This window comes from Methylobacterium sp. AC690, from assembly GCF_979256535.1.
Map to the genome: position 1 here is coordinate 259,509 of NZ_CEEDOX010000001.1, position 24,722 is coordinate 284,230.

General features: G+C 68.2%; 27 protein-coding genes. 15 read left to right on the top strand and 12 right to left on the bottom strand.

Annotation, left to right across the window (positions count from 1 at the left end; genetic code table 11):
* Positions 1 to 188: 188 nt before the first annotated feature.
* Both infC and AC0IY1_RS01235 read right to left on the bottom strand, forming a co-directional pair.
* Positions 189 to 710: a translation initiation factor IF-3 gene (gene infC / locus AC0IY1_RS01230; RefSeq protein ID WP_238280755.1), complete on the bottom strand. Its 522-nt coding sequence runs from the start codon at positions 708 to 710 to the stop codon at positions 189 to 191.
* A 183-nt stretch (positions 711 to 893) separates the two neighbouring features.
* Positions 894 to 2,132 (bottom strand): glycosyltransferase family 4 protein, encoded by a 1,239-nt coding sequence (locus tag AC0IY1_RS01235; RefSeq protein WP_055948768.1) that lies wholly within the window; start codon positions 2,130 to 2,132, stop codon positions 894 to 896.
* Positions 2,133 to 2,315: 183 nt separating this feature from the next.
* Between AC0IY1_RS01235 and AC0IY1_RS01240 the strand changes: the two genes are divergently transcribed.
* Positions 2,316 to 3,107: an alpha/beta hydrolase gene (locus AC0IY1_RS01240; protein WP_055947331.1), complete on the top strand. Its 792-nt coding sequence runs from the start codon at positions 2,316 to 2,318 to the stop codon at positions 3,105 to 3,107.
* On the opposite strand, the gene AC0IY1_RS01245 is transcribed toward AC0IY1_RS01240, so the two are convergent.
* Together AC0IY1_RS01245 and AC0IY1_RS01250 are read right to left on the bottom strand one after the other, a co-directional pair.
* The gene (locus AC0IY1_RS01245) at positions 3,094 to 3,378 is read right to left on the bottom strand and encodes a BQ00720 family protein (RefSeq protein ID WP_471767135.1); all 285 of its coding nucleotides are present in this window, start codon (positions 3,376 to 3,378) and stop codon (positions 3,094 to 3,096) included. The two genes, AC0IY1_RS01240 and AC0IY1_RS01245, sit on opposite strands and share 14 nt — an antisense overlap.
* 74 nt (positions 3,379 to 3,452) lie before the next feature.
* Positions 3,453 to 3,890, bottom strand: a complete 438-nt coding sequence (locus AC0IY1_RS01250; protein ID WP_103708552.1) for an Hsp20 family protein — start codon at positions 3,888 to 3,890, stop codon at positions 3,453 to 3,455.
* Between the two features lie 587 nt (positions 3,891 to 4,477).
* Here AC0IY1_RS01250 and AC0IY1_RS01255 point away from each other — a divergent pair.
* From AC0IY1_RS01255 to AC0IY1_RS01285, 7 genes are all read left to right on the top strand, one after another.
* Positions 4,478 to 4,873, top strand: coding sequence for a Tat pathway signal protein (locus AC0IY1_RS01255; RefSeq protein ID WP_471767405.1), 396 nt, complete (start codon positions 4,478 to 4,480; stop codon positions 4,871 to 4,873).
* A gap of 60 nt (positions 4,874 to 4,933) precedes the next feature.
* Positions 4,934 to 5,623, top strand: coding sequence for a MotA/TolQ/ExbB proton channel family protein (locus AC0IY1_RS01260; RefSeq protein WP_471767137.1), 690 nt, complete (start codon positions 4,934 to 4,936; stop codon positions 5,621 to 5,623).
* A gap of 118 nt (positions 5,624 to 5,741) precedes the next feature.
* Positions 5,742 to 6,236 carry a protein TolR gene (tolR, locus tag AC0IY1_RS01265; protein WP_471767139.1) on the top strand — a complete coding sequence of 165 codons (495 nt, stop codon included), beginning with the start codon at positions 5,742 to 5,744 and terminating at the stop codon, positions 6,234 to 6,236.
* A gap of 3 nt (positions 6,237 to 6,239) precedes the next feature.
* The gene (locus AC0IY1_RS01270; protein WP_471767141.1) at positions 6,240 to 7,340 is read left to right on the top strand and encodes a TonB family protein; all 1,101 of its coding nucleotides are present in this window, start codon (positions 6,240 to 6,242) and stop codon (positions 7,338 to 7,340) included.
* A gap of 21 nt (positions 7,341 to 7,361) precedes the next feature.
* Entirely contained in the window at positions 7,362 to 7,892 is a 531-nt protein-coding gene (locus AC0IY1_RS01275; protein WP_471767143.1) for a metallophosphoesterase family protein, read from the top strand.
* A 158-nt stretch (positions 7,893 to 8,050) separates the two neighbouring features.
* Positions 8,051 to 8,362 carry a hypothetical protein gene (locus AC0IY1_RS01280; protein WP_471767145.1) on the top strand — a complete coding sequence of 104 codons (312 nt, stop codon included), beginning with the start codon at positions 8,051 to 8,053 and terminating at the stop codon, positions 8,360 to 8,362.
* 89 nt (positions 8,363 to 8,451) lie between these two features.
* Positions 8,452 to 8,592: a hypothetical protein gene (locus tag AC0IY1_RS01285; protein ID WP_181017244.1), complete on the top strand. Its 141-nt coding sequence runs from the start codon at positions 8,452 to 8,454 to the stop codon at positions 8,590 to 8,592.
* Positions 8,593 to 8,610: 18 nt separating this feature from the next.
* Here the strand turns inward: AC0IY1_RS01285 and AC0IY1_RS01290 are convergent, their stop codons facing one another.
* Complete coding sequence (locus AC0IY1_RS01290) at positions 8,611 to 8,856, bottom strand: hypothetical protein (RefSeq protein ID WP_055948763.1); 246 nt, start codon at positions 8,854 to 8,856, stop codon at positions 8,611 to 8,613.
* Positions 8,857 to 9,028: 172 nt separating this feature from the next.
* Here AC0IY1_RS01290 and flaF point away from each other — a divergent pair, with 172 nt between their 5' ends.
* The gene (gene flaF, locus AC0IY1_RS01295) at positions 9,029 to 9,388 is read left to right on the top strand and encodes a flagellar biosynthesis regulator FlaF (RefSeq protein WP_055947312.1); all 360 of its coding nucleotides are present in this window, start codon (positions 9,029 to 9,031) and stop codon (positions 9,386 to 9,388) included.
* Between the two features lie 83 nt (positions 9,389 to 9,471).
* On the opposite strand, the gene AC0IY1_RS01300 is transcribed toward flaF, so the two are convergent.
* The gene (locus tag AC0IY1_RS01300) at positions 9,472 to 9,879 is read right to left on the bottom strand and encodes a flagellar biosynthesis repressor FlbT (protein ID WP_055947307.1); all 408 of its coding nucleotides are present in this window, start codon (positions 9,877 to 9,879) and stop codon (positions 9,472 to 9,474) included.
* 242 nt (positions 9,880 to 10,121) lie between these two features.
* Here AC0IY1_RS01300 and AC0IY1_RS01305 point away from each other — a divergent pair, with 242 nt between their 5' ends.
* Positions 10,122 to 12,278, top strand: coding sequence for a flagellin N-terminal helical domain-containing protein (locus tag AC0IY1_RS01305; protein ID WP_471767147.1), 2,157 nt, complete (start codon positions 10,122 to 10,124; stop codon positions 12,276 to 12,278).
* 116 nt (positions 12,279 to 12,394) lie between these two features.
* Here the strand turns inward: AC0IY1_RS01305 and AC0IY1_RS01310 are convergent, their stop codons facing one another.
* The 5 genes from AC0IY1_RS01310 to AC0IY1_RS01330 form a co-directional block, all read right to left on the bottom strand.
* Positions 12,395 to 12,790 (bottom strand): hypothetical protein, encoded by a 396-nt coding sequence (locus AC0IY1_RS01310; protein ID WP_471767149.1) that lies wholly within the window; start codon positions 12,788 to 12,790, stop codon positions 12,395 to 12,397.
* Between the two features lie 148 nt (positions 12,791 to 12,938).
* Positions 12,939 to 14,051, bottom strand: a complete 1,113-nt coding sequence (gene modC / locus AC0IY1_RS01315; protein WP_471767151.1) for a molybdenum ABC transporter ATP-binding protein — start codon at positions 14,049 to 14,051, stop codon at positions 12,939 to 12,941.
* Positions 14,052 to 14,055: 4 nt separating this feature from the next.
* The gene (modB, locus tag AC0IY1_RS01320; protein WP_471767153.1) at positions 14,056 to 14,769 is read right to left on the bottom strand and encodes a molybdate ABC transporter permease subunit; all 714 of its coding nucleotides are present in this window, start codon (positions 14,767 to 14,769) and stop codon (positions 14,056 to 14,058) included.
* 10 nt (positions 14,770 to 14,779) lie between these two features.
* Positions 14,780 to 15,583: a molybdate ABC transporter substrate-binding protein gene (gene modA, locus AC0IY1_RS01325; RefSeq protein ID WP_471767155.1), complete on the bottom strand. Its 804-nt coding sequence runs from the start codon at positions 15,581 to 15,583 to the stop codon at positions 14,780 to 14,782.
* A 169-nt stretch (positions 15,584 to 15,752) separates the two neighbouring features.
* Entirely contained in the window at positions 15,753 to 15,956 is a 204-nt protein-coding gene (locus tag AC0IY1_RS01330) for a hypothetical protein (protein WP_103708317.1), read from the bottom strand.
* Between the two features lie 131 nt (positions 15,957 to 16,087).
* Between AC0IY1_RS01330 and AC0IY1_RS01335 the strand changes: the two genes are divergently transcribed.
* The 5 genes from AC0IY1_RS01335 (at position 16,088) to AC0IY1_RS01355 (ending at position 23,242) form a co-directional block, all read left to right on the top strand.
* Positions 16,088 to 17,026, top strand: a complete 939-nt coding sequence (locus AC0IY1_RS01335) for a 50S ribosomal protein L11 methyltransferase (RefSeq protein ID WP_471767157.1) — start codon at positions 16,088 to 16,090, stop codon at positions 17,024 to 17,026.
* A gap of 22 nt (positions 17,027 to 17,048) precedes the next feature.
* The gene (locus tag AC0IY1_RS01340) at positions 17,049 to 18,875 is read left to right on the top strand and encodes an aminopeptidase P family protein (RefSeq protein WP_471767159.1); all 1,827 of its coding nucleotides are present in this window, start codon (positions 17,049 to 17,051) and stop codon (positions 18,873 to 18,875) included.
* A 153-nt stretch (positions 18,876 to 19,028) separates the two neighbouring features.
* Entirely contained in the window at positions 19,029 to 21,206 is a 2,178-nt protein-coding gene (locus AC0IY1_RS01345; protein WP_471767407.1) for a protein-disulfide reductase DsbD family protein, read from the top strand.
* 121 nt (positions 21,207 to 21,327) lie between these two features.
* Entirely contained in the window at positions 21,328 to 22,560 is a 1,233-nt protein-coding gene (locus tag AC0IY1_RS01350) for an MFS transporter (protein ID WP_471767161.1), read from the top strand.
* 103 nt (positions 22,561 to 22,663) lie between these two features.
* A complete protein-coding gene (locus AC0IY1_RS01355; protein WP_471767163.1) occupies positions 22,664 to 23,242 on the top strand; it encodes a hypothetical protein in 579 nt (192 codons plus the stop codon).
* A gap of 24 nt (positions 23,243 to 23,266) precedes the next feature.
* On the opposite strand, the gene tolB is transcribed toward AC0IY1_RS01355, so the two are convergent.
* Positions 23,267 to 24,625 (bottom strand): Tol-Pal system beta propeller repeat protein TolB, encoded by a 1,359-nt coding sequence (gene tolB, locus AC0IY1_RS01360; RefSeq protein ID WP_055947280.1) that lies wholly within the window; start codon positions 24,623 to 24,625, stop codon positions 23,267 to 23,269.
* Between the last annotated feature and the right edge of the window lie 97 nt (positions 24,626 to 24,722).

Sequence of the window (24,722 nt, forward strand, 5' to 3'; positions counted from 1 at the left end):
TGACGCTCCGTTACGGGCGTCCCCCACAGTTTGTGTTCCTTCAAGACATTCGTCCACCTCTCTTCCGAGAGGCGTTCCTTGGATCCTCGTCTACTAAGCATCCCTGCCAAACGCTGTCTCCGCCACGAAAAATACCGCCTCTTAAGGAGGCGGTATTTTTCAAAACCGAGCGCGATCGAGAAAGCGAATCAGCGCGGCGCCAAGATCATAATCATCTGCCGACCTTCAAGCATCGGCTCGCTCTCGACCTTGGCAATCTCTTGAGTTTCGTTCTTCACGCGCTCGAGCAGACGCAGGCCAATATCCTGGTGCGCCATCTCACGACCACGAAAGCGCAGGGTCACCTTGACCTTATCGCCTTCCTCGAAGAACCGGATCACAGCCTTCATCTTGGTGTCGTAGTCGTGCTTATCGATGCCGGGGCGGAGCTTGATCTCCTTGACCTCCACCGTCTTCTGCTTCTTGCGCGCTTCATTCTGCTTCTTCTGCTCGTTGAAGCGGAAGCGGCCATAATCAAGAAGTTTACAGACGGGAGGAACGGAGTTCGGCGCGATCTCGACAAGGTCGAGACCTGCTTCCTCGGCCATGGCGATGGCGTCGAAGAAGGCGACGACGCCACGGTTCTGTCCGGTGTCGTCGATGAGCTGCACTTCGCGGACGCCACGGATGTCCCGGTTGGCGCGCGGCCCGTCCTTCTGCGGGGCCGGCATAGCTCTCATAGGTCTACGAATGGCTTTAATCTCCTAGTGAAACGACGGAACGGCAGCCCACGAATTCAATCCCCGTTTGGGGTCGATCCTGGCCACCCATCGCTCGCGAAATTCGGTGCGATACCTTGGCTGAACTCTCGTGCAAGTCAACACGGTCGCCGCAGTTTGGTTCATCGGCGGAAACTAGGTCACCCCTTCGCCGCTAGCGAGTTGCCGGGCTATGAGGTCTGCGTAGACCGCGAGCGTGTCGCCAACCATACCTTCCAGTGAGAAATGAGCCTCTACGTGCGCCCGGCCACGACGAGTCATTGCATCCCGGGCGCTCGCGCCAAGCGAAAGAGCTTCCGTGAGGGCATCGGCCAGGGCTACAGCGTCACCAGGCGGTACCCGCCAACCAGTTCGTTGGGACGGCGGAACCTCGGGCGGCGCCAAGACCGTTTCCGGTACGGCGCCGAGATCCGACACGACCACCGGAGTCCCTAAGGCTTGCGCCTCCACGGCGGACCGGCCGAAAGCCTCGGGTTCCACGGAGGGTACCGCCACGACGGAGGCAGCCCGGAAAGCCGCTGGCATATCGGCGCAGTGTCCGACTCGATGCACGATCGCCTGCAGACCGCGCGCCGCGATCAGAGCGTCAAGTTCGCGCTCATAGGCAATGCGCCCCTGCGGATCACCAGCGAGCACGATTGCGATGTCCGTGACCCCACGATCGCGCATCAAAGAAGCCGCCTCGATCAGAACACGCTGTCCCTTCCAGCCCGTGAGGCGTGCGGCCAGCAGCACCACACGCTCATGCGGAGCAACGCCCCAGGCACGACGAAGGGCCTCGACCCGCGATGGGAGCACGGCCGCGGGAGTGAACTGAGTCAGATCGGTGCCGCGATGAATCACCCGGACTCGGTCACCCGCCTGGTCCAGGTGCAAGGTGTGAATCAAATCGGCGGTGTAGTGAGAATTGGCGATGACGATGTCACCGCGAGCCATCACGGAGTTGTAAAGAACCTTCACGCCCGTGCGACCCGAATAGCTGCCGTGATACGTTGTCACGAACGGCAGCTTCACGCGGCGCGCGGCCCCCAGGGCGACCCAGGCTGGAGCCCGCGAGCGTGCGTGGACGATCTGAACACCCTCACGCCGGCACAGGCGCGCGAGGCGTCCCACGTTCACGGCCATGACGAGCGGATTCTTTGAAGCCGCCGGAAACGGGAGCCATATCCCGCCCTTGGCCTGCAGTTCGCCGATCAGGCGCCCTCCCTCTGTAGCAACCAGCGCCCGGGCGCCGGCCGCAGCCAAGGCGGCGGCGACATCGACAGTGGTCCGCTCTGCGCCACCGGCATCGAGTTCGGGAATAATCTGCAGGATGGTCGCCCCGGCAAGCGGCGCACGCTCGCTCGGGAAACTGCCACGCACGTCGCTGTTCATGACGGGCAAGCGGGAATGGACCACGGCCCAAGATAGAGGCTCGAGTCGGGTTCCCTAGGCAAACAGAGGCCGTCTTGCGTGTCGATCATGGCCATGAGCTTGAACGCCGCGCTTTACGGTCCGGTAAATGAAATGCGAAGGCGATGCGTTCAGTTCGATGCATCCCAGGGCGAGGGTTAACGAATGACGTCTGCACAGGATGAGGCGCCAGAATTCCTCGAAGTCGGAAGTGGATCGGCAGCACGGCGGATCGCGGTGCGGCGGAGGGCAGGCGAAGGCCCAGCACTGGTCTGGCTTGGAGGCTTCCGCTCGGATATGGGCGCCACGAAGGCGATGACGCTTGATGCCTGGGCTGAGCGGCAGGGGCGCCCGTTAGTTCGCTTCGACTACACAGGCCACGGCGAATCGACAGGCGTTTTTGCCGAAGCTACGATTTCGACTTGGCTTGCGGACGCACAGGCAGTCGTCGAAACCTACGCGCCAGAGAACCCAATCTTGGTGGGCTCCTCAATGGGCGGCTGGATTGCGTGCCTGGTGGCTCTTGCGCGGACCTTCAAGGATCACAAAGCCCCATCAGGCCTCGTCCTCATCGCCCCGGCCTTGGATTTCACCCAAAGTCTCCTTTGGGATCGCTTCCCGCCGGAGATCCGATCGCAGATCGAACGGGACGGCGCCTGGTTCCGGCCGAGCGCCTATGATCCGATACCAGTACCCATCACTCACGCGCTCATCCAAGATGGTCAACGTCATTGCCTTCTTGGAGCAAACTTTGATCCGGGCTGCCCGGTTCATATCCTGCAAGGCATGGACGACTCAGACGTCCCCTATACGCACGCCCTGCGCGTGGTGGAGAGGCTGCCGAAAACCGGCACTCTCCTCACCCTCATCGCCGACGGCGACCATCGCCTGTCACGGCCACAGGATTTGCAACGGCTTCTGACGACGGTCGCCGAATTCCCGATCAGTGCAGACTGACCGTGTAGAGGTCATTGGCGGCTGCATTGGCCACCACGGCATCCCGAGAGTCGGCGAGCAGGATGGGTGCACCACTGGCCGAAAGGAGCGCGAACAGGTCGAGGCCCGGCGTCAGGTCTGGCGCCTGCGGAAAAATGCGCTTCACCTCGTCAGAGCGAATCGCGCGCACATAGGCGATATGTCCTTCGCCGAGCGCGGCGAGATCGGCCACGTTGAACTCGGCCGGGTCGAGATCGGCCTGGGTGATCGGGTTGGTATTGAACTCGGTCATGGACTGCCCTCCTTCTTGGCAGAGCGGTACACCGGAAAAGGACCCGGCGGTCGATGTGAGCCGAAGCCCCTACTTTAGTCCTCGTCTCGGGACGCGATGGCGATCTTGCGGACGATCCTGTCGGGCTCCGGCCGCGTGAGATCGATCGACAACAGACCGTTCGAGAGATCGGCGCCCATTACTTCCATGCCGTCCGCAAGCAGGAATGCACGCTGGAACTGACGCGCAGCGATACCGCGATGCAGGAACTGCCGAGTCTTGTCGTCTACCTGCCGGCCACGCACGACCAGTTGGCTCTCTTCTAACATCACATCGAGCTGATCGCGGGTAAAACCTGCGACAGCCAGGGTGATGCGAAGGCGCTCCGGTTGATGCTCGGTCCGGGCCAAGCGTTCGATGTTATAGGGCGGATACCCATCGTTGGCGGCCTTCGACACCCGGTCGAGAGCCTGTTCGATTTCATCAAATCCGAGCAGAAATGGGTGTCCGAACGGTGAGGGCCGAGTCGTCACGAACGCATATCCTTCCAGCGAAGCCCGAAACAACGTCTCACGAGGCACTTCGGTGATCGGGGCCCACTTTTGCAGCACCCCTTCCGGTGATTGCTCGCCGGTCATCGCGATATGGAGGCGCGTTCGGAACGCATCAAGGGCGCGGCCGCCCCGACACATTGCCCCATGACCCGCTGAATGCCTGTTAACCCCTGACGACCCAGGCGTTTTAGGTAACTGGCTGCGGGAAGGCTTGGCCGATTGAAAGCCGAGCCGCACCTGCGTTTCGAGTAACAGTTTGGAATTCCTCTGATATTCTGCCCTGCGCTTGATCTGAGGTTGGGTCCTCGGATATGCCCACCACGCGTAGGATGGTGTCCTAGATCGCGGCTTGTAGCTCGCGCCTCTGGGCGTTCACTGAATCGAACCCGGACCAAGCAGGACCGTCGAGACATCGTGTCGAGATGGGAATCGCATGAGTATCCGGTCGCGTCGCACCGAGCGACGGTACTTGAGCGGGAGTGTGCGGCGTGAGCAAAGACTGGTCCTGGAGGAGTAATAAGACCATCGTGGCGAAGTGTGTCGTTTCCGGCCTCGCGTCCCTGGCGGTGCTCTCGAGCTTGGTAGCACCGGGTACCGCGCAGGACGGTAAGGCTGCGCCGATCAGGCTGGAACTCAATCGCCTGGAGCTGGCGGGCGATGCCTGCCGCACCTATCTTCTCGTGGACAACAGCCGCGGCCCAGCGCTGAAATCCCTCAAGGTTGACCTGTTCGCCTTCGATACCGAGGGCATCGCCCAGAAGCGCCTGTCCGTGGAACTCGGGCCAGTGCAGGACCGCAAGACGATGGTCCGCCTCTTCGACTTCCCGGGGATCGCCTGCGCGAAGATCGGCCGCCTTCTCCTCAACGACGTCCTGGCCTGCGAGGGCGGCGGGGCCAGTCGTGAGACCTGTCTCGATCGCATTGAGACGGACAGTAAGACCTCCGCGACCTTCGTGCGCTGATCAGCGCATTCGCGATCCAATAGCGAAGCCCGCACACCGCACGCATTGAGAGAAACCATCATGGACCCGACTGCAGCGCAGGCCGAAGTCACGCACGACTTTTCCTTCATCGGACTGTTCCTGCAGGCGGATCCGATCGTGAAGGGCGTGATGATCCTTCTCGTGATCGCCTCGATCGCGTGCTGGACCGTCGTATTCGAGAAGATCATCCGGATTGCCGCCGCCAAGCGCCAAGCCAAGGCGTTCGACGTACTCGTGCGGTCCGGCGGAGCGCTTGAATCATCCGGCGGCGGCATGGACGCTCAGATCATGGGAGCAGCAGCGGAGGCTTGGCGAGATCAAGATTCCAGCGAGACCCGGGCAGAGCGGCGCGACCGCATCGAACGCGCAATGCGCGCAGCCCTGACCAGCCGGATCAAGCGCCTGCAAACCGGCTTGCCGCTCCTGGCTACCGCCGGCTCGACGGCGCCCTTTATCGGGCTGTTCGGGACGGTCTGGGGAATCATGAATTCCTTCTCGTCCATCGCGAAGAGCCAAGACACTTCGCTGGCGGTCGTCGCTCCAGGCATTGCCGAAGCCCTGTTCGCCACGGCCATCGGTCTCATCGTCGCGATCCCGGCCGTGATGGCGTACAACAAGCTCATCAACGATGTCAGTCGGATCCAGTCCAGCTTCATCTCCAGCATCGGCATTCTCGGCAATCGCCTCGCCCGAGACCGGGCCGTGCATGGCCGTGCCGCTGCCGAGTGATCACTGCCACCTGACCGAGATACGCTCCTGCGTCGTGCGAGCGCCAATCCTTGACAGCAACCTGTGCGGCGGACCGGGTTAACCGCCCTTCGCCCTGGCCCCGGAGGGCCGCTTCACGATGGCAATGGGTTCGATCCGCGCCGGCGGCGGCGATGACGACGATGGTCTCGACGCAGCGCCGATGTCCGAGATCAACGTCACCCCAATGGTCGACGTCATGCTCGTGCTGCTGATCATCTTCATGGTCGCCGCTCCCCTCATGACCACGGGCGTGCCCGTGCAGTTGCCCAAGACCACCGCCCAGAAGGTCGCCCAGGCCAAGAAGCCGCTCGAGATTTCTATCGACAAGGACGGAAGGCCTTATCTGGCCAAGGAAGAACTCACGCCAGATTCGATCCTGCCGCGCCTGCGCGCATTGGCGGCCCAGGACCCGACCCAGGTGATGCTGGTGCGCGGCGACCGCGACGTGCCCTACGGCAAGATCATGGAGGTGATGGGCCTCGTCGGCCAAGCCGGCTTCACGAAAGTCTCGTTGATCGCCCAGTCGCCCGGCGGTGCGCTGCCCGCATCGCCGACCGCCGCCCCGGCCCCTGTCAGCGGAACGTCGCAGTAATTCATGAACGCCCTGCATCCCAACAGCGCCTTCGCGACCACGGCCGAACCGGAGCAGCGCGGCCCGTCTGGGCTCACCGCAGCGTTCCTTGTGGCGCTAGCGCTGCACGTCGCAGCGCTCGTCGGTATGGTACTGTTCGGCACGACGCCCACTGCGCCTCCCGGCGAGAATATCGTAACCGTCGATCTCGCCCCGCAGATGACGGAGGCGAACACCCAGGCCCCAGCCGAGCAGGCAGCCCAGGCCCCCGCTCCGCCTGAAGCGAACCCGGTGGAAACGCCCGAGGCGGTCCCGGTCACGAAGCCTCTCGAGACGACCGAGGTGGCACCGCCCGAAGCCACCGTCCCGCCGCCCCCGGACGCGACACCGGTCGCACCCGAAGCCACGACCATGGCCGAGCCGCCAGAGGCACCGGTCACTCCTCCGACCGAAGCCGTCGTCGAGCCGCCGCCCGAGGATCAGGTCATCACCTCCACGGGGGAGGACGCCCCCGCCCTTGCGCCACCCCCACCCACGATCGCGGAGGTTCCGAAGCCCGTGGAGGTGGAGAAGCCGAAGCCGGACATGGCCAAGATCCTCGAAGCCAAGCGTGAGGCGAAGCGTAAGGCGGATCGCGAAGCACGACTGAAAGCCGAGCAGGAGGAGCGCCGCGAGGCCATCGCTGAAGCCCGTCGCGAAGCTGCCAAGGAAGCCAAGGCGAAGGCTGCCAAGGAAGCCGCGCGCCGGGCCGCGGCTGCGGCAAGCGATGGACGCGCCCAGCAGAACTCAGCTTCCGCGTCGCGGCAGAGCAGTGCAGGCTCAGCCGCCGGCGGGAATGATCCGAACGCGCTGAGGGCGTGGCAAGGTATGCTGAGTTCGGCGATTCGGGGGCGGATGAATGCGAATGCGGCCGCCGGGACCAGCGGCGGCGTGGCCGTCGTCCGGTTCACAGTGTCCCGCTCAGGTCAGGTACTGAGTTCGGGGCTCGCCAGCAGCAGCGGTATCGGCACCATCGATAGCGCCGCCTTGGCGACCGTTCGTGGCTCACTCCCGGCAGCACCCGCCGGGATCAGCCTGAGCAGCCTGGCCGTTACCGTGCCGCTGCGCTTCAGCCCTGGGCGCTGATCGCGGCAGGGAGAGACGGCCGTGGCCGTGTGGTTCACCAGCGACACGCATTTCGGCGATCCGCGCATCCTGCGGATCGACAAGCGCCCCTACCCTGATCTCGCGACGCACGACGCCGCGCTCATCGCCGCCTGGAATGCCGTCGTCAGGCCCGAGGACAACGTCTGGCACCTCGGTGATTTCGCCCTCGGTCCCTCCGCCGAACGCATTGCCGAAATTCTGGGGAGCCTGTCAGGCACCAAGCACCTCATCATCGGCAACAATGACGGGGCCGGAACGCTGCAAGCGCACGGATGGGCTTCGATCACCCATTATGCAGAGATAACCGTCGATGCACGGCGCCTGGTGCTGTGTCATTACGCGTTCCGCACTTGGAACGGGATTGGCCGCGGTGCCGTCAACTTGCACGGTCACTCGCACAACAAGTTGAAACCGATTCCTCGGCAGTATGATGTCGGTGTCGATGCGCAGGGCCCTGCCCCGATCTCCCTGGTCGACATCCTGGTTTCCCGGCGCCGGCGAACGACGCCGTGGGTAAGCGTGGAACCTTAGCGACAGGTTTGCCGTTTCTGGAGCCTGAACGCGAGATGAGTGTCGCTGCTCTGATGCAATATTGGAGAAGCCAGAACTGATCTTGCGGACGCTTTCAAACGCTCGATGAATTCTGTTCACCGGCCGTACGTCCAGGTGTCCCCACCTTAGGTGTTCCTATGCGTCAATCCCTCAGACTGCCTTTCATCGCTGGTCTCATGCTGGCTCTCGCCGCGCCGGCGCTTGCCGCACCCGTCTGTCTCGATGCGCAGCGCAAGGTCGATGAGGCCAATGCGCTCCGCTACCAGTTCCGTCAGGAGGCTCGGATCGGCAATCACGACCGCGCCTGCGACACACTGGATGAAATTGGCGATCGTTATGCCGATGCGCGCGACGCCTTCGAGGATTGCGGTGCCGGCGTCGTGGCCATCGATCTGCGCAGTGAGTCGCGGGAGCTTCGAGCAGCCAAGCGCGTCAATCGTTGCGATTGATCGAGTGCGGGCCCGCACGCCCGCCCGACACACTTCGTTTCACAGTCAACTCACACGCGGCCGATGATTCGCCGCTAAGGTCAGCCATCATGAACACCACCGCCGCTCTCGACCTGAAGACCATGGATCGCAGCTTCTCCACTGGTCCGTCCTTCGCGGCTGCCCTTTGCGGGTTCGTCAGCACCACCGTGGCGACCACGATGGTGATGTTCCTGATCAGCAGCCTCTGAGCCGCACGGATCGTTCGCTCAAGGAGCGACGAACCAGAATCGACGCTTCGAGAACAGCATGTCCGGTTGTCCCACCGACGCGGCCTGACGGCATGGCGGATCTGAGCGAGGCGCCTCCGGCGTCTTCGCGGCTGGCATCAACAGCGCGTTGGACACGGGAAAGAGTCCGAGCTTGGCCTGCACGACGGGCTGGCGCACGGCGGAAATCGTGACGAGCCCGACCAACAGTCCGCCCGCGACAGTGCCCAGAATGAAATTCATCATGGTGGCGGAATCCAACACCCTACGCGTGATCCGCGCGGGCGCGCGCTCTCCGTCGTCGCATATCCGGGCATGATTACGGCACAGAGTGATATTACGGTCCCTTAACAATCGGGTGTCTAAGGTCGGCTCGCGCCCCGAATCGGGCTGGCGTACCTTGAGGGAGGATCGAGCGATGTCGTACGGGGCCAGCGCCTATGCCCGAGTTGCACAAACTGCGCTGTCGCCGCGCGAAGCAGAAGCTGCCGTCTTGATCAAGGCTGCGACCCGCCTCCAGGCGATCCAGACCGACTGGACCAATCAAGCGCCCGCTCTGAACGAGGCCCTGAACTTCAATCAGAAAGTCTGGACCATCATCGCCGGGGCCGCCACCGCGCCCGAGAGCCCGCTGCCGATCGAGATCAAGAATAACATCGCCGAGCTCTCGACCTTCGTCTTCAAGCGGATGATCGATACGCTGATCGAGCCGAGCGCCGAGAAGCTCTCCGCCCTCATCAGCATCAATCAGAACATTGCCGCCGGCCTGCGCATGTAAGGCGCGAAACAGCAGGGCCGAAATCAAGAGAGCCCGTCGCTTCCCAGCGGCGGGCTCTCTTGATTCCTCACCCTCCGGACGCATCACCCTTCGGATGCGGCGGGGGGCGCCAGCCGCTCCGCCAGCGATTGCTCGTACTGGATCAACTCCTTGCAGCGCTTCAGCGCGCGGTAGAGCTCACGCTCCGCGATGAAGTCGTGGATGTCGCGCAGGTAGGGCGCCATGCTCGGCGCTGCCGCGATGAGCGCGTTGGCCTGGGTGATGAACAGGTCTTCCGCCTCCGGCGTAACTTCGGCGAGGTACATCACCGTCAGCGTTACATAGAGGCGCTTGCAGGCGGTATCGGCCTCGCTCTCCAGGATGATGTCACTCTCGCGCAGGAACTTCGTCACGGTCTCGATGACGAAGCTAGAGCGGCGGGACCCGTTGCGGATCGCCGTGCCACCGATCAGCAGGCGCTCGAACGGCTTGAGTTCGATCTTCAGGGGCATGACGACACTCGTTCTGGACTCACCAGCACATTCCCCGATCTTGGTTAACAAGACCTCAACAACGGTCCCGCTTCGAATCGCCAACATACTGATCGGAAAGAGGTTTTTCTAGAACTGCTGCAATTGACCGATCTCCGTAAGTTTTCGTTCGACGTGCCTATTAAGTCGATCGCAATGCATGGGTGGTCATGTGCACTGGCCTCCAAAAACGGAGGCGCACCGATCAGAATGGATCGAACACCATGTCCTCAGGCATCACTCTTACCGCCGCCACACGTCAGAACCTGCTCTCACTGCAGGGTACGGCCGACCTTCTCACGCAGACTCAAAACCGCCTCTCCACCGGCAAGAAGGTCAACTCGGCCCTCGACGACCCGACGAGCTTCTTCACCTCGCAGTCGCTGACCGGCCGCTCGGGTGATCTCGGCTCGCTCCTCAACGGCATTTCCAACGGCGTCCAGACCATCCAGGCCGCCAACCAGGGCATCACCTCGATCCAGAAGCTGGTCGACTCGGCCAAGTCCACCGCCAACCAAGCCCTGGCTGACAAGAGCGCCGTCACCAGCGGTCTGGCTGCCACCGCCGCCACCGTGAGCGGCAGCAAGAGCTTCCAGGGTCTCGCCGGCACCGCCGACGGCACACAGGACTTCTCCAGCGTTGCCAAGGATGGCTCGCTGGACATCTCGCTCGATGGCGGCAAGACCAAGACCACGATCCGGCTCGATTCTTCGACCCTCGCCAACAACAGCTCGGACCTGACCAAAGTCTCAGCTGGCCAGCTGGTAACAGCGATTAACAGCCAGATCTCCAACAGCTCTGCATTGAAGGGCAAGGTCTCCGCTTCGGTTGGCGGCGACGGCCGTATCAACTTTGCTACGACCAGCTCCGGCGCGACCCAGCAGCTTTCCGTGAGCGGTGCGACGAGCTCCACTCTCGACATCGGGTTCGGAAAGGCGAGCTCCACGACTAACGCGAAAGTCGCGGCTAGCGCGGCCTTCGGCACGCCGACTTTCAGTGCAACTGCGGGTTCGTTCCTCAGTGTCGGTGACGGCAACGTCACGACTTCGCTCGCGGTCAATTCGACCACCCTCAAGGCGGACGGTACTGCTGTCGGTGCCGCCCCGAGCGCGGATGACGTCGTCGACGCCTATAATGTGCAGCTCAAGGCCGGCGGTTCGACGGTCTCGGCCTTCAACAACGCCGGCACCATCGAGTTCCGCGCTCAAGACGTGGGTCCGACCGGCGTTGTGACCGTGAGCGTCGCGGCTCCGCCCTCGGGCAGCACGCAAGTCACGGCTGGTTTCGGCACGACAACGGGTGCCAGCTCCGGTACCTTCACGGCCGGCACCGGCACAGCCGCCACCGGTCTGTCTTCCACGGGCTCCGATGCCACGGACGGTTCGGCTAAGGCTGTCATCAACGGATCGGTTGCGATTGCCGATGCGACGGGTGGACCGCCCGCAACCGCCGGCGGCATCGATCTTTCCGGTACCAAGAACGGTTCGTTCTCGATCCAGCTCGGTTCCGGCCAGGCGAAGACGATCACGGTCGATGCAGCCAAGATCGTGGCGGCCGGCGGTACAGCTGCTTTCGCTAGCAGAGACAGCATCGCTGCGGCGATCAACACGCAGATCGCTGCTGATACCGGTTTGGCTGGCAACGTCTCTGCGAGCTTCGATGCCAACAACAAGTTGGTTCTGAGCTCCACTAATGCCGGATCGACACAGAAGATCACCGTAACGGCAGCTCAGGGCACGACGGTCGCCAACAATATCAATATCGGCCTCGGAACGCAGACCTCCACGGTGAACGGCACGGCGACCAACACCGCGACGCCGATCACCTCGACCGGCAAGGACAGCTCCGGTTCGACCAACTCGACCCGCACCACCTTGTCCAAGCAGTTCAACGAGATCTTGAACCAGATCACTCAGCAGGCCAAGGACTCCAGCTACAACGGCATCAACCTGCTCTACCGGAGCGGTGATGACCCGAGCGAGAACTCTCTGAAGGTGACCTTTAACGAGACGGGTACGTCCAGCCTGAGCATCTCGGGCGCCAAGCTCGACTCCGACGGTCTCGGCCTCACGGCTGTTACCGGCGGCTTCCAGACCGATGACGAGATCAACAAGACGCTGACGGCGATCACGACCGCCACCAGCCAGCTTCGCGCCCAGTCCTCGACCTTCGGATCGAACCTGTCGATCGTGCAGAACCGTCAGGACTTCTCGAAGAACCTGATCAACATCCTCGACACCGGTGCGGCCAACCTGACGAACGCGGACCTCAATGAGGAAGCCGCCAACTCGCAGGCCCTGTCGACCCGTCAGTCGATCGGCATCTCGGCCCTCTCGCTCGCCAACACGGCGCAGCAGGGCATCCTGCAGCTCCTCCGCTAAGGGCGAGCCCGCCGCCGGCCCTCGGGCCGGCGGTTTCTTGATTCTACCGGACGGCAAAAAAAGAAGGCCGGGGCTCAGCGCCCCGGCCTTTTCTTCGTTTCGATGAGCGTGAGGCTTCAGGCGGTACGGTCGAGGGGGCGGGCAGTGGGCTTGGCGCGGGCCTCGGCGGCCTCGGCATAGGCGCGGGCCTTGAGCACGACCGGGTCCGGCAGTTGCACGACGATGTCGCCGGAATTCGGATCCACCTCCTGGTAGACCACCGCCTTGGTGTCCTGGTCGATGCGGATACGCGGCTCCATCGCAATCGGCGCCGCCTTCGCGTCCTCGTCGGGCGCTGGTGTCCGGGTCCGACCGGCCTGGGGATCCGTACCCTGGTCCTGGCTGCGGATGTCGACCCGCACCGCTGGCGCCAGGGGAGCCGGCGCCTGCACGGGCTGGACCGGGGCAATGGGCGCCGGCGTGGCGCCGGTGAGGCGGGCCGGCAGCACGGCGCCGAGGCTTGTAATCGACATGGCACGCTCCTGCTTGCGGCTTATGCGCTGTCCCTCCAGACAAGACCGGCGGCGTGAATGGGATCTTAAGGAATTGGTTCTGCAGGGCCTTTCTTGGGTCGCATGCTCAAGCCGATGCCAAGACGGCGCATCGAATTTTAACGAGTTCTCAGATCTCGACGGCGCCGGCGGCCCGTCCCATCCCGTGGGGATCGAAGGCGACGCTCTTGACGATGGCGAAGACGGCGCGGCCGGGTCCGAGGCCGAGTTCGTGCACGGAGGCGCGGGTCAGGCGGGCCGAGAGCACGGCGCCCCCGCAATCCACCTCCACCAGCACCGTGCCGTCCGCCTGGGGATGCAGGGCAAGTACTTGCCCGCTCAAGCGATTTCGGGCGCTCAGGCCGATGGGCTCGTCGAGGGAGAGCAGGACGTCGCGGGCGGGCACGTGGACGCGGAGGCCGGTGCCGACGGCCTGCGCAAGGCGCGGGACGAGGAGGCGCCCGGCCCGCCCCGAGAGGAGCGTCAGTCCGGAATTCGGGGCGTCGGCCTCCACCACCATGTCGAGGAGGGCGCCGGCCTCGGCCGCGTGGAAGGCGCCGAGATCGCCCCGGCGCAGGATGCCCTCGGCGGGTCCGGCGGCGGCGACGCGGCCGCCTTCGAGCACCACGATGGTGTCGGCGAGGCGCGCCACCTCGGACACCGCGTGGCTGACGTATACCAGGGGGATCGCGGACACGTCACGCAGGCGCTCGATCAGCGGCAGGATCTCGGACTTGCGCTCGGCATCGAGGGCGGCGAGCGGCTCGTCCAAGAGCAGGAGGCGGGGCCGCGACAGCAGCGCCCGGCCGATCGACACGCGCTGTCCCTCGCCGCCGGAGAGTCCGGCCGGTCGCCGGTCGAGGAGGTGCCCGATGCCCAGGAGCGCGATGACCGCCTCCGGCTCCAGGCCGGCGGTGTCCCGGCGTCCGCGGGCGAACCAGCGCCCATAGGCGAGGTTCTGCCGGACCGAGAGGTGGGGCATCAGCCGCGCCTCCTGGAAGACGGTGCCGATGCGGCGGCGATGGGCGGGCACCGCGCGGCCGCGATGCGTGTCGAGCAGGGTCTCGCCGTCGAGGGTGATCCGGCCCCGGTCGGGCCGGGCCAGGCCGGCGAGGCAGGCGATCACCGTGCTCTTGCCCGAGCCCGAGCGGCCGAACAGGGCGGTGAGGCCCGGCGGGGCGGTGAAGGCCACGTCGAGGTGGAAGGCGCCGCGCGCCAGGGCGAGTTCGACCGCGAGCGTCATCGGCTCACCCCGCCCCGATCCGGCGGCCGACCCGGCGGGCCAGGACTTCGGAGATCAGCAGGGCCGCCATCGAGATCGCCACGGAGACCAGGGTCAGGCGCAGGGCCCCCGCCTCGCCGCCGGGTACCTGGGTCAGGGTGTAAATCGCCGAGGGCAGGGTCTGGGTCTCGCCGGGGATGTTCGACACGAACGTGATGGTGGCACCGAACTCGCCCATCGCCTTGGCAAAGGCCAGCACCGCGCCGGCGAGGACCCCCGGCAGCGCGAGGGGCAGCGTCACGGTGAGGAAGACCGCGAGGGGTCCGGCACCGAGGGTGGCGGCGGCCTGCTCGACGCGGGCATCGACCGCCTCCAGGGACAGGCGCATCGCCCGCACCATCAGGGGAAAGCCCATCACCGCGCAGGCGAGCGCCGCCCCGGTCCAGCGGAACGAGAGGACGATGCCGAGATCGGCCAGGAGGGCCCCGAAGGTCCCGCGCCGACCGAAGGCCAGGAGCAGGAGGTAGCCGGTCACCACCGGCGGCAGGATCAGCGGCAGATGGACCAGCCCGTCGAGGAGCGCCCGCCCCGGAAACCGCCGGCGCGCCAGGAGCCAGGCGACGGCCAGGCCGGGGCCGAGGCTCGCCAGGGTGGCGACGCCGGCCACGCGCAGGCTCAGGGTGATGGCGGACCATTCCTCCGGCGACAGGCCGAGCCGGTCCAGGATCGCGGGACTCAAGGCCGGACGATCAGGTCCGGTTCTCGGCGCCGATCACCGAGAAGCCCTGGCGCTCGAAGAACACCCGGGCGGCGGGGCTGCGGAGGTGGGCGAGGAACGCGGCCGCATCCGGGTTGGTCGACTCCTTCGTCAGGGCGACGGGATAGATCACCGGCGGGTGGCTCGCGGCCGGGAAGGTGGCGACCACCCGGACGCTGGGGTCGGAGACCGCGTCGGTGGCGTAGACGATGCCGAGCGGCGCCTCGCCGCGGGCCACGAGGAGGAGGGCCGCCCGCACGTTCTCGGCCTGGGCGACCCGGCCCTTCACGCCCTCCCAGGCGCCGAGGCTCTCCAGCGCCGCCCTGCCGTACTTGCCGGCCGGCACCGCCGCGACGTTGCCCATGGCGAGGCGGCCGTCGCCCAGCGCCCGGGCGAAGCTGGCGGCGAGGCCGGGGCCCGGCGTGAGCTCCAGGGCCACCGGGGAATCCTTGGGGGCGATCAGCACGAGGGCGTTGCGCAGGAGGTTCGACCGGGTGCCCGGCTTGAGCCCGTCCTTGCCGGCCACGTCGTCCATCCAGGCGAGATCGGCCGAGAGGAACAGGTCGGCCGGAGCCCCGGCCTCGATCTGCTTGGCCAGCGCGCTGGAAGCCGCGTAGGAGATCCGGGTGGTCTTGCCCGTTTCCCGCGTCCAGGCGGCGGCGGCCTCGTCGAGGGCGTTCTTCAGACTGGCGGCGGCAAAGACCACCACGGGCGTTTCGGCCCGGACAGGCGTCGCGCAGGCCCAGATCGCCAGGCCCAGCGCCGCCCCGAGCCACGTCCGCCGCGTCTGCATCATCGATCAGCCCTTCGTCTTCGGCCGGCACGACCCCGGGGAGGCCGTCGGGGCGCAAGCCGTCATAGCCAAGCCGTCATAGCCAAGCCGTCATAGCCAAGCCGCCATAGCCAACCCGCAATAGCCAAGGCGCCATAGCATGAATCCGGGGCGGGGACCCGGGCTTGGCGCGTCAGGCGCCCCGCTCCTCGTCCTCGGCGGGCGAGCGCTCCGAGCGGTGCAGGCGGCTCAGGAGGACCAGCATCGGTCCGGGCAGCGGTCCCGTCAGGGTCTCCGCATCGGTGAACCCCCCGCGCTCGCGCACGAGGCGACGGCGGGCCTTGGACTTTTCGGCGAGAACGACCGGCGTTCGCCCGCCGGCTCTTCTGATTTTCATACGCACAACGCACGCTCCGACATCAACGCGAGCCTGGAGAAGCCACAACAAACGCGGATCCGGCGGTTCCGTTCCGGCCAAGCTTGCGCGCGAGGTGGCGGCGGGACGTCGCGGGTGGTAGAGCCCCGCTCATGCTCGAAGGCCTGCCTCCCCACCGTCCGACCCACGTGCTGCGCCTCCTCACCGACGAGGGGTCGGCGCGTGCGATGACCGATCTCCTCGGTGAGATGTTCGACCCGACGCAGACGGCGGTCGCCGCCTTCGAGGCCGAGGACGGCCGGACCTGGCGGCTCGAGGCCTACTTCGCCGACGCGCCGGACGAGGCGATGATTCGCGACCTGATCCGCCCCGTGGTCGGGGCGCAGGCGGACGTCGCCAGCTTCGAGACCATCGATCAGAAGGATTGGGTGCGCGCCTCCCTGGAGGGCCTGAAGCCCGTTCGGGCCGGCCGCTTCCTCGTCCATGGCAGCCACGACCGCGACACGGTCCGGGTCAACGACCTCGCCATCGAGATCGAGGCGGCGCTCGCCTTCGGCACCGGCCATCACGGCACGACCCTGGGCTGCCTCCGGGCCTTCGCCGACATCCTCAAGCGCGGGCGCCCGGCCCACGTGCTCGACGTCGGCACCGGCACCGGCATCCTCGCCTTCGCGGCGGCCAAGGCCCTGCACACGCCGGTGATCGCCGGCGACCTCGACCCGGAGGCGGTGACCACCGCCATCGGCAATGCCCGCCTCAACGGCCTCGGGCCGGTCCTCCGGCTCTTCCAGGGCCCGGGCGTGCGCCACCCCCTCGCCGACCGGCCGCGCCGCTTCGACGTGGTCTTCGCCAACATCCTGGCGCGTCCGCTGAAGGGGCTGGCGCCCTCCCTGACGGCGGTCGTGGCCGACCACGGCGTGCTGATCCTCTCCGGCCTGATCGAGCGCGACGTGCCGGGCGTCCTCTCGACCTATCGGCACCGCGGCTTCCACCTCGCCCGGCACGGGCTGATCGAGGGCTGGGCGACGCTGGTGCTGACGCGCGGCGGCGCGGCGGCGCGCCCGCGCCGGGCGCGGTTGCGGCCCTTCTGAGCCCGGCGTAACCCTGGGCGCCATGACGCGCCTCCGCTTCCAGACCTTCGACGATCCGAGCCACCGCCACGGGGCCGCCCGTATCCAGGCCCTGCGCGAGGCCCTGCGAAGCGCCGGGCTCGACGGTTTCGTGGTGCCCCGCGCCGACGAGCACCAGTCCGAGTACGTGCCGCCCCAGGCCGAGCGCCTGGCCTGGCTCACGGGCTTCACCGGCTCGGCCGGCACCGCCGTGATCCTGTCCGAGGCGGCGGCCCTCGTGGTCGACGGGCGCTACACCCTGCAGGCGCCGGCCCAGGTCGACACCACCCACATCACCCCGGTGCCCCTGGCCGAGACCAGCGTCGCGGCCTGGATCGGCGCCCACATCAAGGCAGGCCAGGTGCTGGCCTACGATCCCTGGCTGCACACCCCCGACAGCGTGGCACGCCTGGAGCGCGCCGTGGCCAAGGCCGGCGCGCGCCTGCAGGCGGTGGACCAGAACCCCGTCGACGCGGTCTGGACCGACCGGCCGGGGCCGCCGGCGGGCGCCGTCGTCGCCCATCCGCCGGAACTGGCCGGCGCGTCCGCCGAGGACAAGCTCGCCCGGATCCGGACGGCCCTGGCCGAGGCGGACGATGCCGCCCTGGTGATCTCCGATCCGCACAACCTCGCCTGGGCCTTCAACTTGCGCGGCGGCGACGTGGCCCACACCCCCCTGGCGCTGGGCTACGCCCTGGTGCCGCGCACGGGCCGGGCCGCCCTCTACCTAACCTCGCCGCGCGTGAGCCCGGAGTTGCGCGCCGCCCTCGCGCCCCTGGCCGACCTCCACCCGCGCGCCGCCTTCGCGGACGCCCTGGCGGCGCAGGCGGCGAACGCCGCGCGCATCCGCCTCGATGCCGCCACCGCCGCCGACGCCCTCAAGCAGCGGGTCGAGGCGGCCGGCGGCGTCGCCGATCTCGGCCCCGACCCGATCACGGCCATGAAGGCGGTGAAGAACCCGGCGGAGATCGCCGGCACCCGCGCGGCCCATCTGCGCGATGGCCTTGCGGTGACCCGGTTCCTGGCTTGGCTCGATGCGCAGGGCGAGACGCTGACGGAGATCGCCGCGGTGGAGGCCCTGGAGGATTTCCGCGCCGCGGGCGGACTGCTCCGCGACGTCTCGTTCCCGACGATCTCGGGCAGCGGCCCGAACGGCGCCATCGTCCACTACCGGGTCAGCCACGAGACCGACCGGCGCATTCAACCCGGGGAGCTGTTCCTGGTGGATTCCGGGGCGCAATACCGGGACGGCACCACCGACATCACCCGCACGGTGGCGATCGGCACGCCGTCCGAGGCGATGCGCGCACACTTCACCCGCGTGCTCCGGGGTCATATCGGCATCGCCCGGGCGGTGTTTCCCAAGGGCACGACGGGCGCGCAGATCGATGCCTTCGCGCGCCTGCCGCTCTGGGAGGCCGGCCTCGACTTCGACCACGGCACCGGCCACGGCGTCGGGGCCTTCCTGTCGGTGCACGAGGGGCCGCAGCGCATCGCCAAGACCGGGACGGTCGCCCTCGAGCCGGGCATGATCCTCTCGAACGAGCCCGGCTACTACAAGCCCGGCGCCTACGGCATCCGCCTGGAGAACCTCGTCCTGGTCGAAGCCCGCGACGTGCCCGGCGGGGAGCGCCCGATGCTCGGCTTCGAGACCCTGACGCTCGCCCCCTTCGACCGCCGCCTGATCCGCCCGGACCTCCTGAGCCCGGAGGAGACGGCCTGGATCGACGCCTATCACGCCCGGGTGCGGGAGGCGCTGGGGCCGGACCTCGACGCGGCGACGCGGGCCTGGCTGGAAGCGGCGACCCGCCCGATGGCGGCGGCGGCCTGACTCGGCTCGGCCGCGGCGCCGGACGGCGCTTGCGACCATCCCACGCCTTCCGGCGGAGCGAAAAGGCGGGAACAAGGGTTCTCGCGGCTTCGGGATTTTGCGCCCGTGGCGAACGGACGTAACCTGCACGCTTCCCTCTCCGAACAGGACTCTATGATCCGGCTTCTCGCCCTGGCGCTCGCGCTGTTCGGCCTCGCTCTGCCCGCCGCGTCCGCGCAGGGCTTCAAGGTGCCGGCCGACCTGGTGAAGGCGAGCCTCGTCGGGGAGCCCTCGGCGATCCGGCCCGGCGTGCCCTTCACGGTGGGCATCCGCATGGTGATGCGGCCGCACTGGCACGTCTACTGGCGCAATCCCGGCGATTCCGGCCTGGCTCCGGAGGTCGCCTGGACGCTGCCGGCCGGGTTCTCGGCGGGGCCGATCCAGTGGCCGAGCCCGAGCCGCATCCCGGTCGCCCACCTCATGAACTTCGGCTACGAGGACGAGGCCGTCCTCCTCGCCGAGCTCACCCCGCCGGCCACGCTGGCGCCCGGCAAGCCGGTGACGCTCCAGGCCAGGCTGACCTATCTCGTCTGCGAGCGCGAATGCGTGCCGGGCTCGGCCGAGCTGCGCCTGACCCTGCCGGTGGCGCCGGGCGGCACCAGCACGGGCGTCGCGCCCGGTTCGATGATGCTGTTCGAGGCCGCCCGTGCGGCCCTGCCCGCGCCCGCGCCCTGGCCGGTGCGCTACGGCGCCGAGAACGGGCGCCTGCAGGTGCACCTCGCCGCGCCCCCCAGGCTGGCGGCGTCCTCCGTCGCCTACTTCCCCTATGCGGAGATCGCCATCGAGAACGCCGCGCCCCAGGAGGCGCGCAGCGACGCGGACGGGCTGCACATCGACCTGGCCCGCGGCGACAGCACCGTGGCGGCTCCCACGACCCTGCCGGGGGTGCTCACCTTCGAGGAGGCGACGCCGGACGGGCCGGTGCACCGCGCCTACGCCATCGGGGAGGCCCCGAGCGCGACTGTCGATGCGACGGCGACGGCCGCGGCCACGAACGCGTCGGGCGCTGCCACCCCGGTGCCGGCGCCGGACGAGAGCCTGACCCTCTGGAGCGCGGCCGGCCTCGCCTTCCTGGGCGGCCTCCTCCTCAACCTGATGCCCTGCGTCTTCCCGGTCCTGTCGATCAAGGTCCTGAGCCTGGTGTCGCATTCCGGCGAGCCGGCCGGCCGGGTCCGGCTGCACGGGCTGGCCTATACGGCGGGCGTGCTGGCGTCGTTCCTGGCGCTGGCAGGCCTGCTCGTCGCCCTGAAGGGGGCGGGCGCCGGCATCGGCTGGGGCTTCCAGCTGCAATCGCCCCTGGTGGTGGCGGGCCTCGCCTATCTGCTGTTCGCCATGGGGCTCAGCCTGTCCGGCGTCGTGCATCTCGGCGCCGGCATCGCGGGCCTCGGGGACGGCCTGACCCGGCGGGCCGGCCTGGAAGGCTCGTTCTTCACCGGCGTCCTCGCCACGGTGGTGGCGACCCCCTGCACCGCCCCCTTCATGGGCTCGGCGGTGGGCTTCGCACTGACGCAGGAGGCCGCCGTGAGCCTCGCGGTCTTCGCGAGCCTCGGCCTCGGCCTCGCCCTGCCCTTCCTCGTCCTCACGCTCTGGCCCGCGGCCCTGCGGCGGCTGCCCCGCCCCGGAGCCTGGATGGACACCCTGAAGGGGGCGCTGGCCTTCCCGATCTACGCCACCGTCGCCTGGCTGGTCTGGGTGCTGTCGCAGCAGGTCGGCTCGGCCGGGCTCCTGGCCGCCCTGGTCGGCCTCGTCCTGGTGGGCCTCGCCGCCTGGGCCTGGGAGCGCGGGCACGGGGCCGGCCCGGCCGGCAGCTGGATCGCGCGCGGCACCGCCGTGGCGGCGCTCGCCGCCCTCGCGATCCTCACCGTCGGCCTCGACCGGGACCGGGCCGGGCCCGAGACCGCGCAGGCCGCTGCGGGCGCTTTCACCCAGGCGCGCCTCGACGGGCTCCTGGCCCAGGGCAAGCCGGTCTTCGTCAACCTGACGGCGGCCTGGTGCATCACCTGCCAGGTCAACGAGCGCGTGGCCCTGCGCGCCGAGGCGGTCCAGGCCGGCCTGAAGGCGCGGGGCATCACCTATCTCAAGGGCGACTGGACCAACCAGAACCCCGAGATCACCCGCCTGCTGGAGCGCCACGGCCGCAGCGGCGTCCCGCTCTACCTGCTCTATGCCGGTGCGGGCGAGCCCGCAGTGCTGCCGCAGATCCTCACGCCCGGCCTGGTGCTGGAGGCGCTGCAGGCGGTGCCCCTCGCGGCCGCGGACCGAAGTGCCGCCCTGACGGACGGGCGGCCCTGAAAGACTTCGCCGCCGGCAGGCCGGTCCCGGTCCGGACGGTCGCGGCCTGCGGCGGCACGGTTGAGTCCGCCGCCTAATCCTGGCGCTTGACGCAGAAACCGCCCTGCCCCAGCACGGCCGGATGAGCACCGATGCCGCGCCGCGCTGGACCGTCTTCCGCAACGGCGATTTCCGCCTCTTCGGAGCGGCCCGCTTCCTCACCGGCCTCGCCTTCCAGATGCAGGCGGTGGCGGTGGGGTGGTTCGTCTACGACATCACCCGCTCGGCCCTGGCCCTCGGTCTCGTGGGCCTGGCGAGCTTCCTGCCTGCCATGCTGTCGGCCCTGGTGACGGGCCACGTCGCCGACACCTACGACCGGCGCCTGGTGGCGGCCCTGGCCTACGCGACCCTGGCGCTGGCGGATCTCGGCCTGCTCCTGGCCGCCTGGCTCGGCACCACGACCCTGTGGCCGATCTACGGGCTCGTCGTCGTGATCGGCACCTGTCGCGCCTTCGCCAACCCGGCGCTCCAGGCCCTGCTGCCGACCCTGGTGCCCCGCCCCCTGTTCGGCTCGGCCATCGCCTGGAACGCCTCGCTCTGGCAGAGCGCCTCGATCCTCGGCCCGGCCACCGGCGGCTTCCTCTACGCCCTCGGGCCGGCGGTGGTGTTCGGCGCCGCGGCCGCGAGCTTCGCCCTGGCCAGCGCCCTCATCCTGGCGATCCGGTTCCGGCCCGCCGCCCTCGCCGAGCGCCCGCCCGTAACCTGGGAGACCCTCTCGGCCGGCCTGACCTACATCCGCACCCATCCGGTGGTGCTCGGCGCCATCAGCCTCGACCTCGTGGCGGTACTCCTCGGCGGCGCCACCGCCCTCCTGCCGATCTTCGCCGCCGAGGTGCTGCATGTCGGCCCCCTCGGCCTCGGCGTCCTGCGCAGCATGCCGGCGGCCGGCGCCGTGCTCACGGCAATCGCCCTCGCCTACCGGCCGCTGCAGCGCCAAGCCGGGCTGCGCATGCTCCAGGCCGTGGCGATCTTCGGCCTCGCCACGGTGGGCTTCGGCCTCTCGACCTCCCTGCCCCTCTCCATGGCCTGCCTGTTCGTGACGGGGGCGGCCGACATGATCAGCGTGTTCGTGCGCCAAACCTTCGTCCAGGGCGAGACACCCGACGCCATGCGGGGCCGGGTCTCGGCGGTGAACTCGGTCTTCATCGGCGCCTCGAACGAACTCGGCGAGTTCGAATCCGGCACCCTGGCGGCCCTGATCGGCGCCGTCCCGGCCGTGGCGGCGGGCGGCCTCGCCACCCTCCTGGTCGCGGCCCTGTGGGGCCGGGTGTTCCCGGCCCTGCGGGCCCGGGACCGGCTCGTGCCGGCGGAGTGAGGGGTGGGATGATCCCTCCGCCGATCCGTCGCGCCGGCACGGCAGAGCTTTTCGACATGACAGCGGCCCACACGCAGGGGTAGAAATCCTGCGGGAGGGTGCGATGGCCGACATCAAGGTGGTTGCCGGAACTTGCGGGAAGGGCAGAGGCACCTACGAGGCGGGTGTCCTGACCGGCCCGGACGGGGTCGAGCGCTCCGTCGAGAGCCTTCGCACCGTCGAGGCGCACGGCGCGATCGCGGGCGCCCGGAACTGGGGCGGGCAGGTTCTCGACGGCCTCAAGGGAAGCCTCGCCCTCGCCTCGAACATCGACCTGAGCGGCACGGCGCTGCTCGCCGCGACCGCCCTGACCGCGGTGTCGGCCGACGAATCCCAGCCTCAGACGCTGCTGGAAATCACGTTTGAGGACGGAGGCCTGCTGATCGCCCTGGCCGACCGGCGGCTTCCGGCGCTGATCGGCAACGATCGGGAGGTGCTGCGACGGGGGTTCGCGCGGGCCGCGCAGCAGGTGGCCCCGTCGGTCGATGGGCCGGGACACGCGGATGCGTCCCTGGCGACGACGGCGAGCGAGGCGGCCCAGGCGGCCGTCGGCGCGGTCCAGGCCGTGACCGGCGCCGCCGGCGCGTCGCTGAGCTCGGCCTTGGGCTTCATGCGCCGGACCGTCGGCTCCGAGCGCGGCTGATCCGGCCGCCGCGCGCGGCGTGCCCTACTTCCCCGACAGCAGCGGCGACCAGGTCGGGTCCGACGCGTAGGACGGGGTCGGGACCGGCTGTTCCACCTTGCCGGTGATGTCGACCATGTAGAGCTTGCCGCCGCCCTGGCCGCCCGGATCGCGGAAGAACAGCACGTACTGGCCGTTCGGCGCGAAGGTCGGGCCCTCGTTGTGGAAGCCTTCCGTGAGCACGCGCTCGCCCGAGCCGTCCGGCTTCATCACGCAGATGGCGAAGCCGCCCTTGCGCTGGCGGGTGAAGGCGATGAGGTCGCCGCGCGGCGACCAGGCCGGCTGGGAGGCCGAGCCCTCGCCGAAGGAGAGGCGGGTGGGCGTGCCGCCCGAGGCGCTCATGACGTAGATCTGCTGCGAGCCGCCGCGGTCAGACTCGAACACGATCTGGCTGCCGTCCGGCGAGAAGGTCGGCGAGGTGTCGATGGCGTTGCCGTTGGTGATCGGCGTCTGGGCCTTCGAGGCCAGATCCATGACCACGATGTCGGCGTTGCCGCCCTGCTGCACGCTCATCACCAGGCGGCGGCCGTCGGGCGAGAAGCGCGGGCTGGTGCTCATCGAGTCGGCCTTGCCGAGCGCCTGCCGGCTGCCGGTCTCCAGGTTGATGACCTGGATGCGCGGCTGCTGGCCGGTGGTCTGGGTCATGAAGGCGATGTCCTGGGTCGCCGGGGAGTAGCGGGGGGCGACCACCGCGTTCTCGCCGTTCGTCAGCGCCCGCACGTTGGCGCCGTCCTGGTCCATCACCATCAGGCGCTTGCGCCGATGCTCCTTCGAACCCGACTCGTCCACGAAGGCGATGCGGCTGTCGAACCACGGCCCGAGGCCGGTGATCTTGGTGTAGACCGCGTCCGAGATCAGGTGGCCGGTGCGGCGGGCATTGGCCGGATCGGTGCCGTATTGCTGGCCCGTCATCTGCTGGCCCGAGGTGACGTCCCAGAGGCGGAACTCGACCTTGAGCTTGCCGGCGGCGTCGCGGGCGACGCGGCCCGTGATCAGGGCCTGGACTCCGGCCGCCCGCCACTTCTCGAAGCCGGGCACCGCATCGAAGGCCGGCGCCTCGGGGAATTTCGCCTTCTCCACCGGGGTGAAGTAGCCCGAGCGCCGCAGGTTGTTCGTCACCACGCTGGAGACGAGGAGCCCCAGGCTCGGGTCGCCGGTGAAATCCGTGACCGCGATCGGCATCGGCTGGAACGAGCCTCCGCCGATGCGCAGGTTGAGCTGGGCCGCCGCCGGGGTCAGGCCGAACAGGACCAGGGCCAGGAGCGCGAGGAGCGACGTCAGGCCCTTGGACACCGGGCTCTCGAGAAGACTGCGATGCATGATCGATTCCGTGGTCGTGGGCATGCGAGGATCGGGGATGGGTCCGGACGGTGCAGGTGAACGGTCGGCCCCGCCGCGCGGGGAAGCCGGGACGCCGACGCGGACGTCGTCCAAGACGTCG

What these genes read in the sequence shown, in the direction of transcription:
- AC0IY1_RS01260 (WP_471767137.1), top strand. Translation starts at nt 4,934, where the DNA reads ATGGACCCGACTGCAGCGCAGGCCGAAGTCACGCACGACTTTTCCTTC.
- AC0IY1_RS01310 (WP_471767149.1), bottom strand. Translation starts at nt 12,790, where the DNA reads ATGTCGATTACAAGCCTCGGCGCCGTGCTGCCGGCCCGCCTCACCGGC.
- AC0IY1_RS01300 (WP_055947307.1), bottom strand. Translation starts at nt 9,879, where the DNA reads ATGCCCCTGAAGATCGAACTCAAGCCGTTCGAGCGCCTGCTGATCGGT.
- AC0IY1_RS01285 (WP_181017244.1), top strand. Translation starts at nt 8,452, where the DNA reads ATGAACACCACCGCCGCTCTCGACCTGAAGACCATGGATCGCAGCTTC.
- AC0IY1_RS01340 (WP_471767159.1), top strand. Translation starts at nt 17,049, where the DNA reads ATGACGCGCCTCCGCTTCCAGACCTTCGACGATCCGAGCCACCGCCAC.
- AC0IY1_RS01290 (WP_055948763.1), bottom strand. Translation starts at nt 8,856, where the DNA reads ATGATGAATTTCATTCTGGGCACTGTCGCGGGCGGACTGTTGGTCGGG.
- AC0IY1_RS01270 (WP_471767141.1), top strand. Translation starts at nt 6,240, where the DNA reads ATGAACGCCCTGCATCCCAACAGCGCCTTCGCGACCACGGCCGAACCG.
- AC0IY1_RS01355 (WP_471767163.1), top strand. Translation starts at nt 22,664, where the DNA reads ATGGCCGACATCAAGGTGGTTGCCGGAACTTGCGGGAAGGGCAGAGGC.
- flaF (WP_055947312.1), top strand. Translation starts at nt 9,029, where the DNA reads ATGTCGTACGGGGCCAGCGCCTATGCCCGAGTTGCACAAACTGCGCTG.
- AC0IY1_RS01330 (WP_103708317.1), bottom strand. Translation starts at nt 15,956, where the DNA reads ATGAAAATCAGAAGAGCCGGCGGGCGAACGCCGGTCGTTCTCGCCGAA.
- tolR (WP_471767139.1), top strand. Translation starts at nt 5,742, where the DNA reads ATGGCAATGGGTTCGATCCGCGCCGGCGGCGGCGATGACGACGATGGT.
- AC0IY1_RS01280 (WP_471767145.1), top strand. Translation starts at nt 8,051, where the DNA reads ATGCGTCAATCCCTCAGACTGCCTTTCATCGCTGGTCTCATGCTGGCT.
- infC (WP_238280755.1), bottom strand. Translation starts at nt 710, where the DNA reads ATGCCGGCCCCGCAGAAGGACGGGCCGCGCGCCAACCGGGACATCCGT.
- modA (WP_471767155.1), bottom strand. Translation starts at nt 15,583, where the DNA reads ATGATGCAGACGCGGCGGACGTGGCTCGGGGCGGCGCTGGGCCTGGCG.
- AC0IY1_RS01305 (WP_471767147.1), top strand. Translation starts at nt 10,122, where the DNA reads ATGTCCTCAGGCATCACTCTTACCGCCGCCACACGTCAGAACCTGCTC.
- modC (WP_471767151.1), bottom strand. Translation starts at nt 14,051, where the DNA reads ATGACGCTCGCGGTCGAACTCGCCCTGGCGCGCGGCGCCTTCCACCTC.
- AC0IY1_RS01240 (WP_055947331.1), top strand. Translation starts at nt 2,316, where the DNA reads ATGACGTCTGCACAGGATGAGGCGCCAGAATTCCTCGAAGTCGGAAGT.
- AC0IY1_RS01345 (WP_471767407.1), top strand. Translation starts at nt 19,029, where the DNA reads ATGATCCGGCTTCTCGCCCTGGCGCTCGCGCTGTTCGGCCTCGCTCTG.
- AC0IY1_RS01235 (WP_055948768.1), bottom strand. Translation starts at nt 2,132, where the DNA reads ATGAACAGCGACGTGCGTGGCAGTTTCCCGAGCGAGCGTGCGCCGCTT.
- AC0IY1_RS01245 (WP_471767135.1), bottom strand. Translation starts at nt 3,378, where the DNA reads ATGACCGAGTTCAATACCAACCCGATCACCCAGGCCGATCTCGACCCG.
- AC0IY1_RS01350 (WP_471767161.1), top strand. Translation starts at nt 21,328, where the DNA reads ATGAGCACCGATGCCGCGCCGCGCTGGACCGTCTTCCGCAACGGCGAT.
- tolB (WP_055947280.1), bottom strand. Translation starts at nt 24,625, where the DNA reads ATGCCCACGACCACGGAATCGATCATGCATCGCAGTCTTCTCGAGAGC.
- AC0IY1_RS01335 (WP_471767157.1), top strand. Translation starts at nt 16,088, where the DNA reads ATGCTCGAAGGCCTGCCTCCCCACCGTCCGACCCACGTGCTGCGCCTC.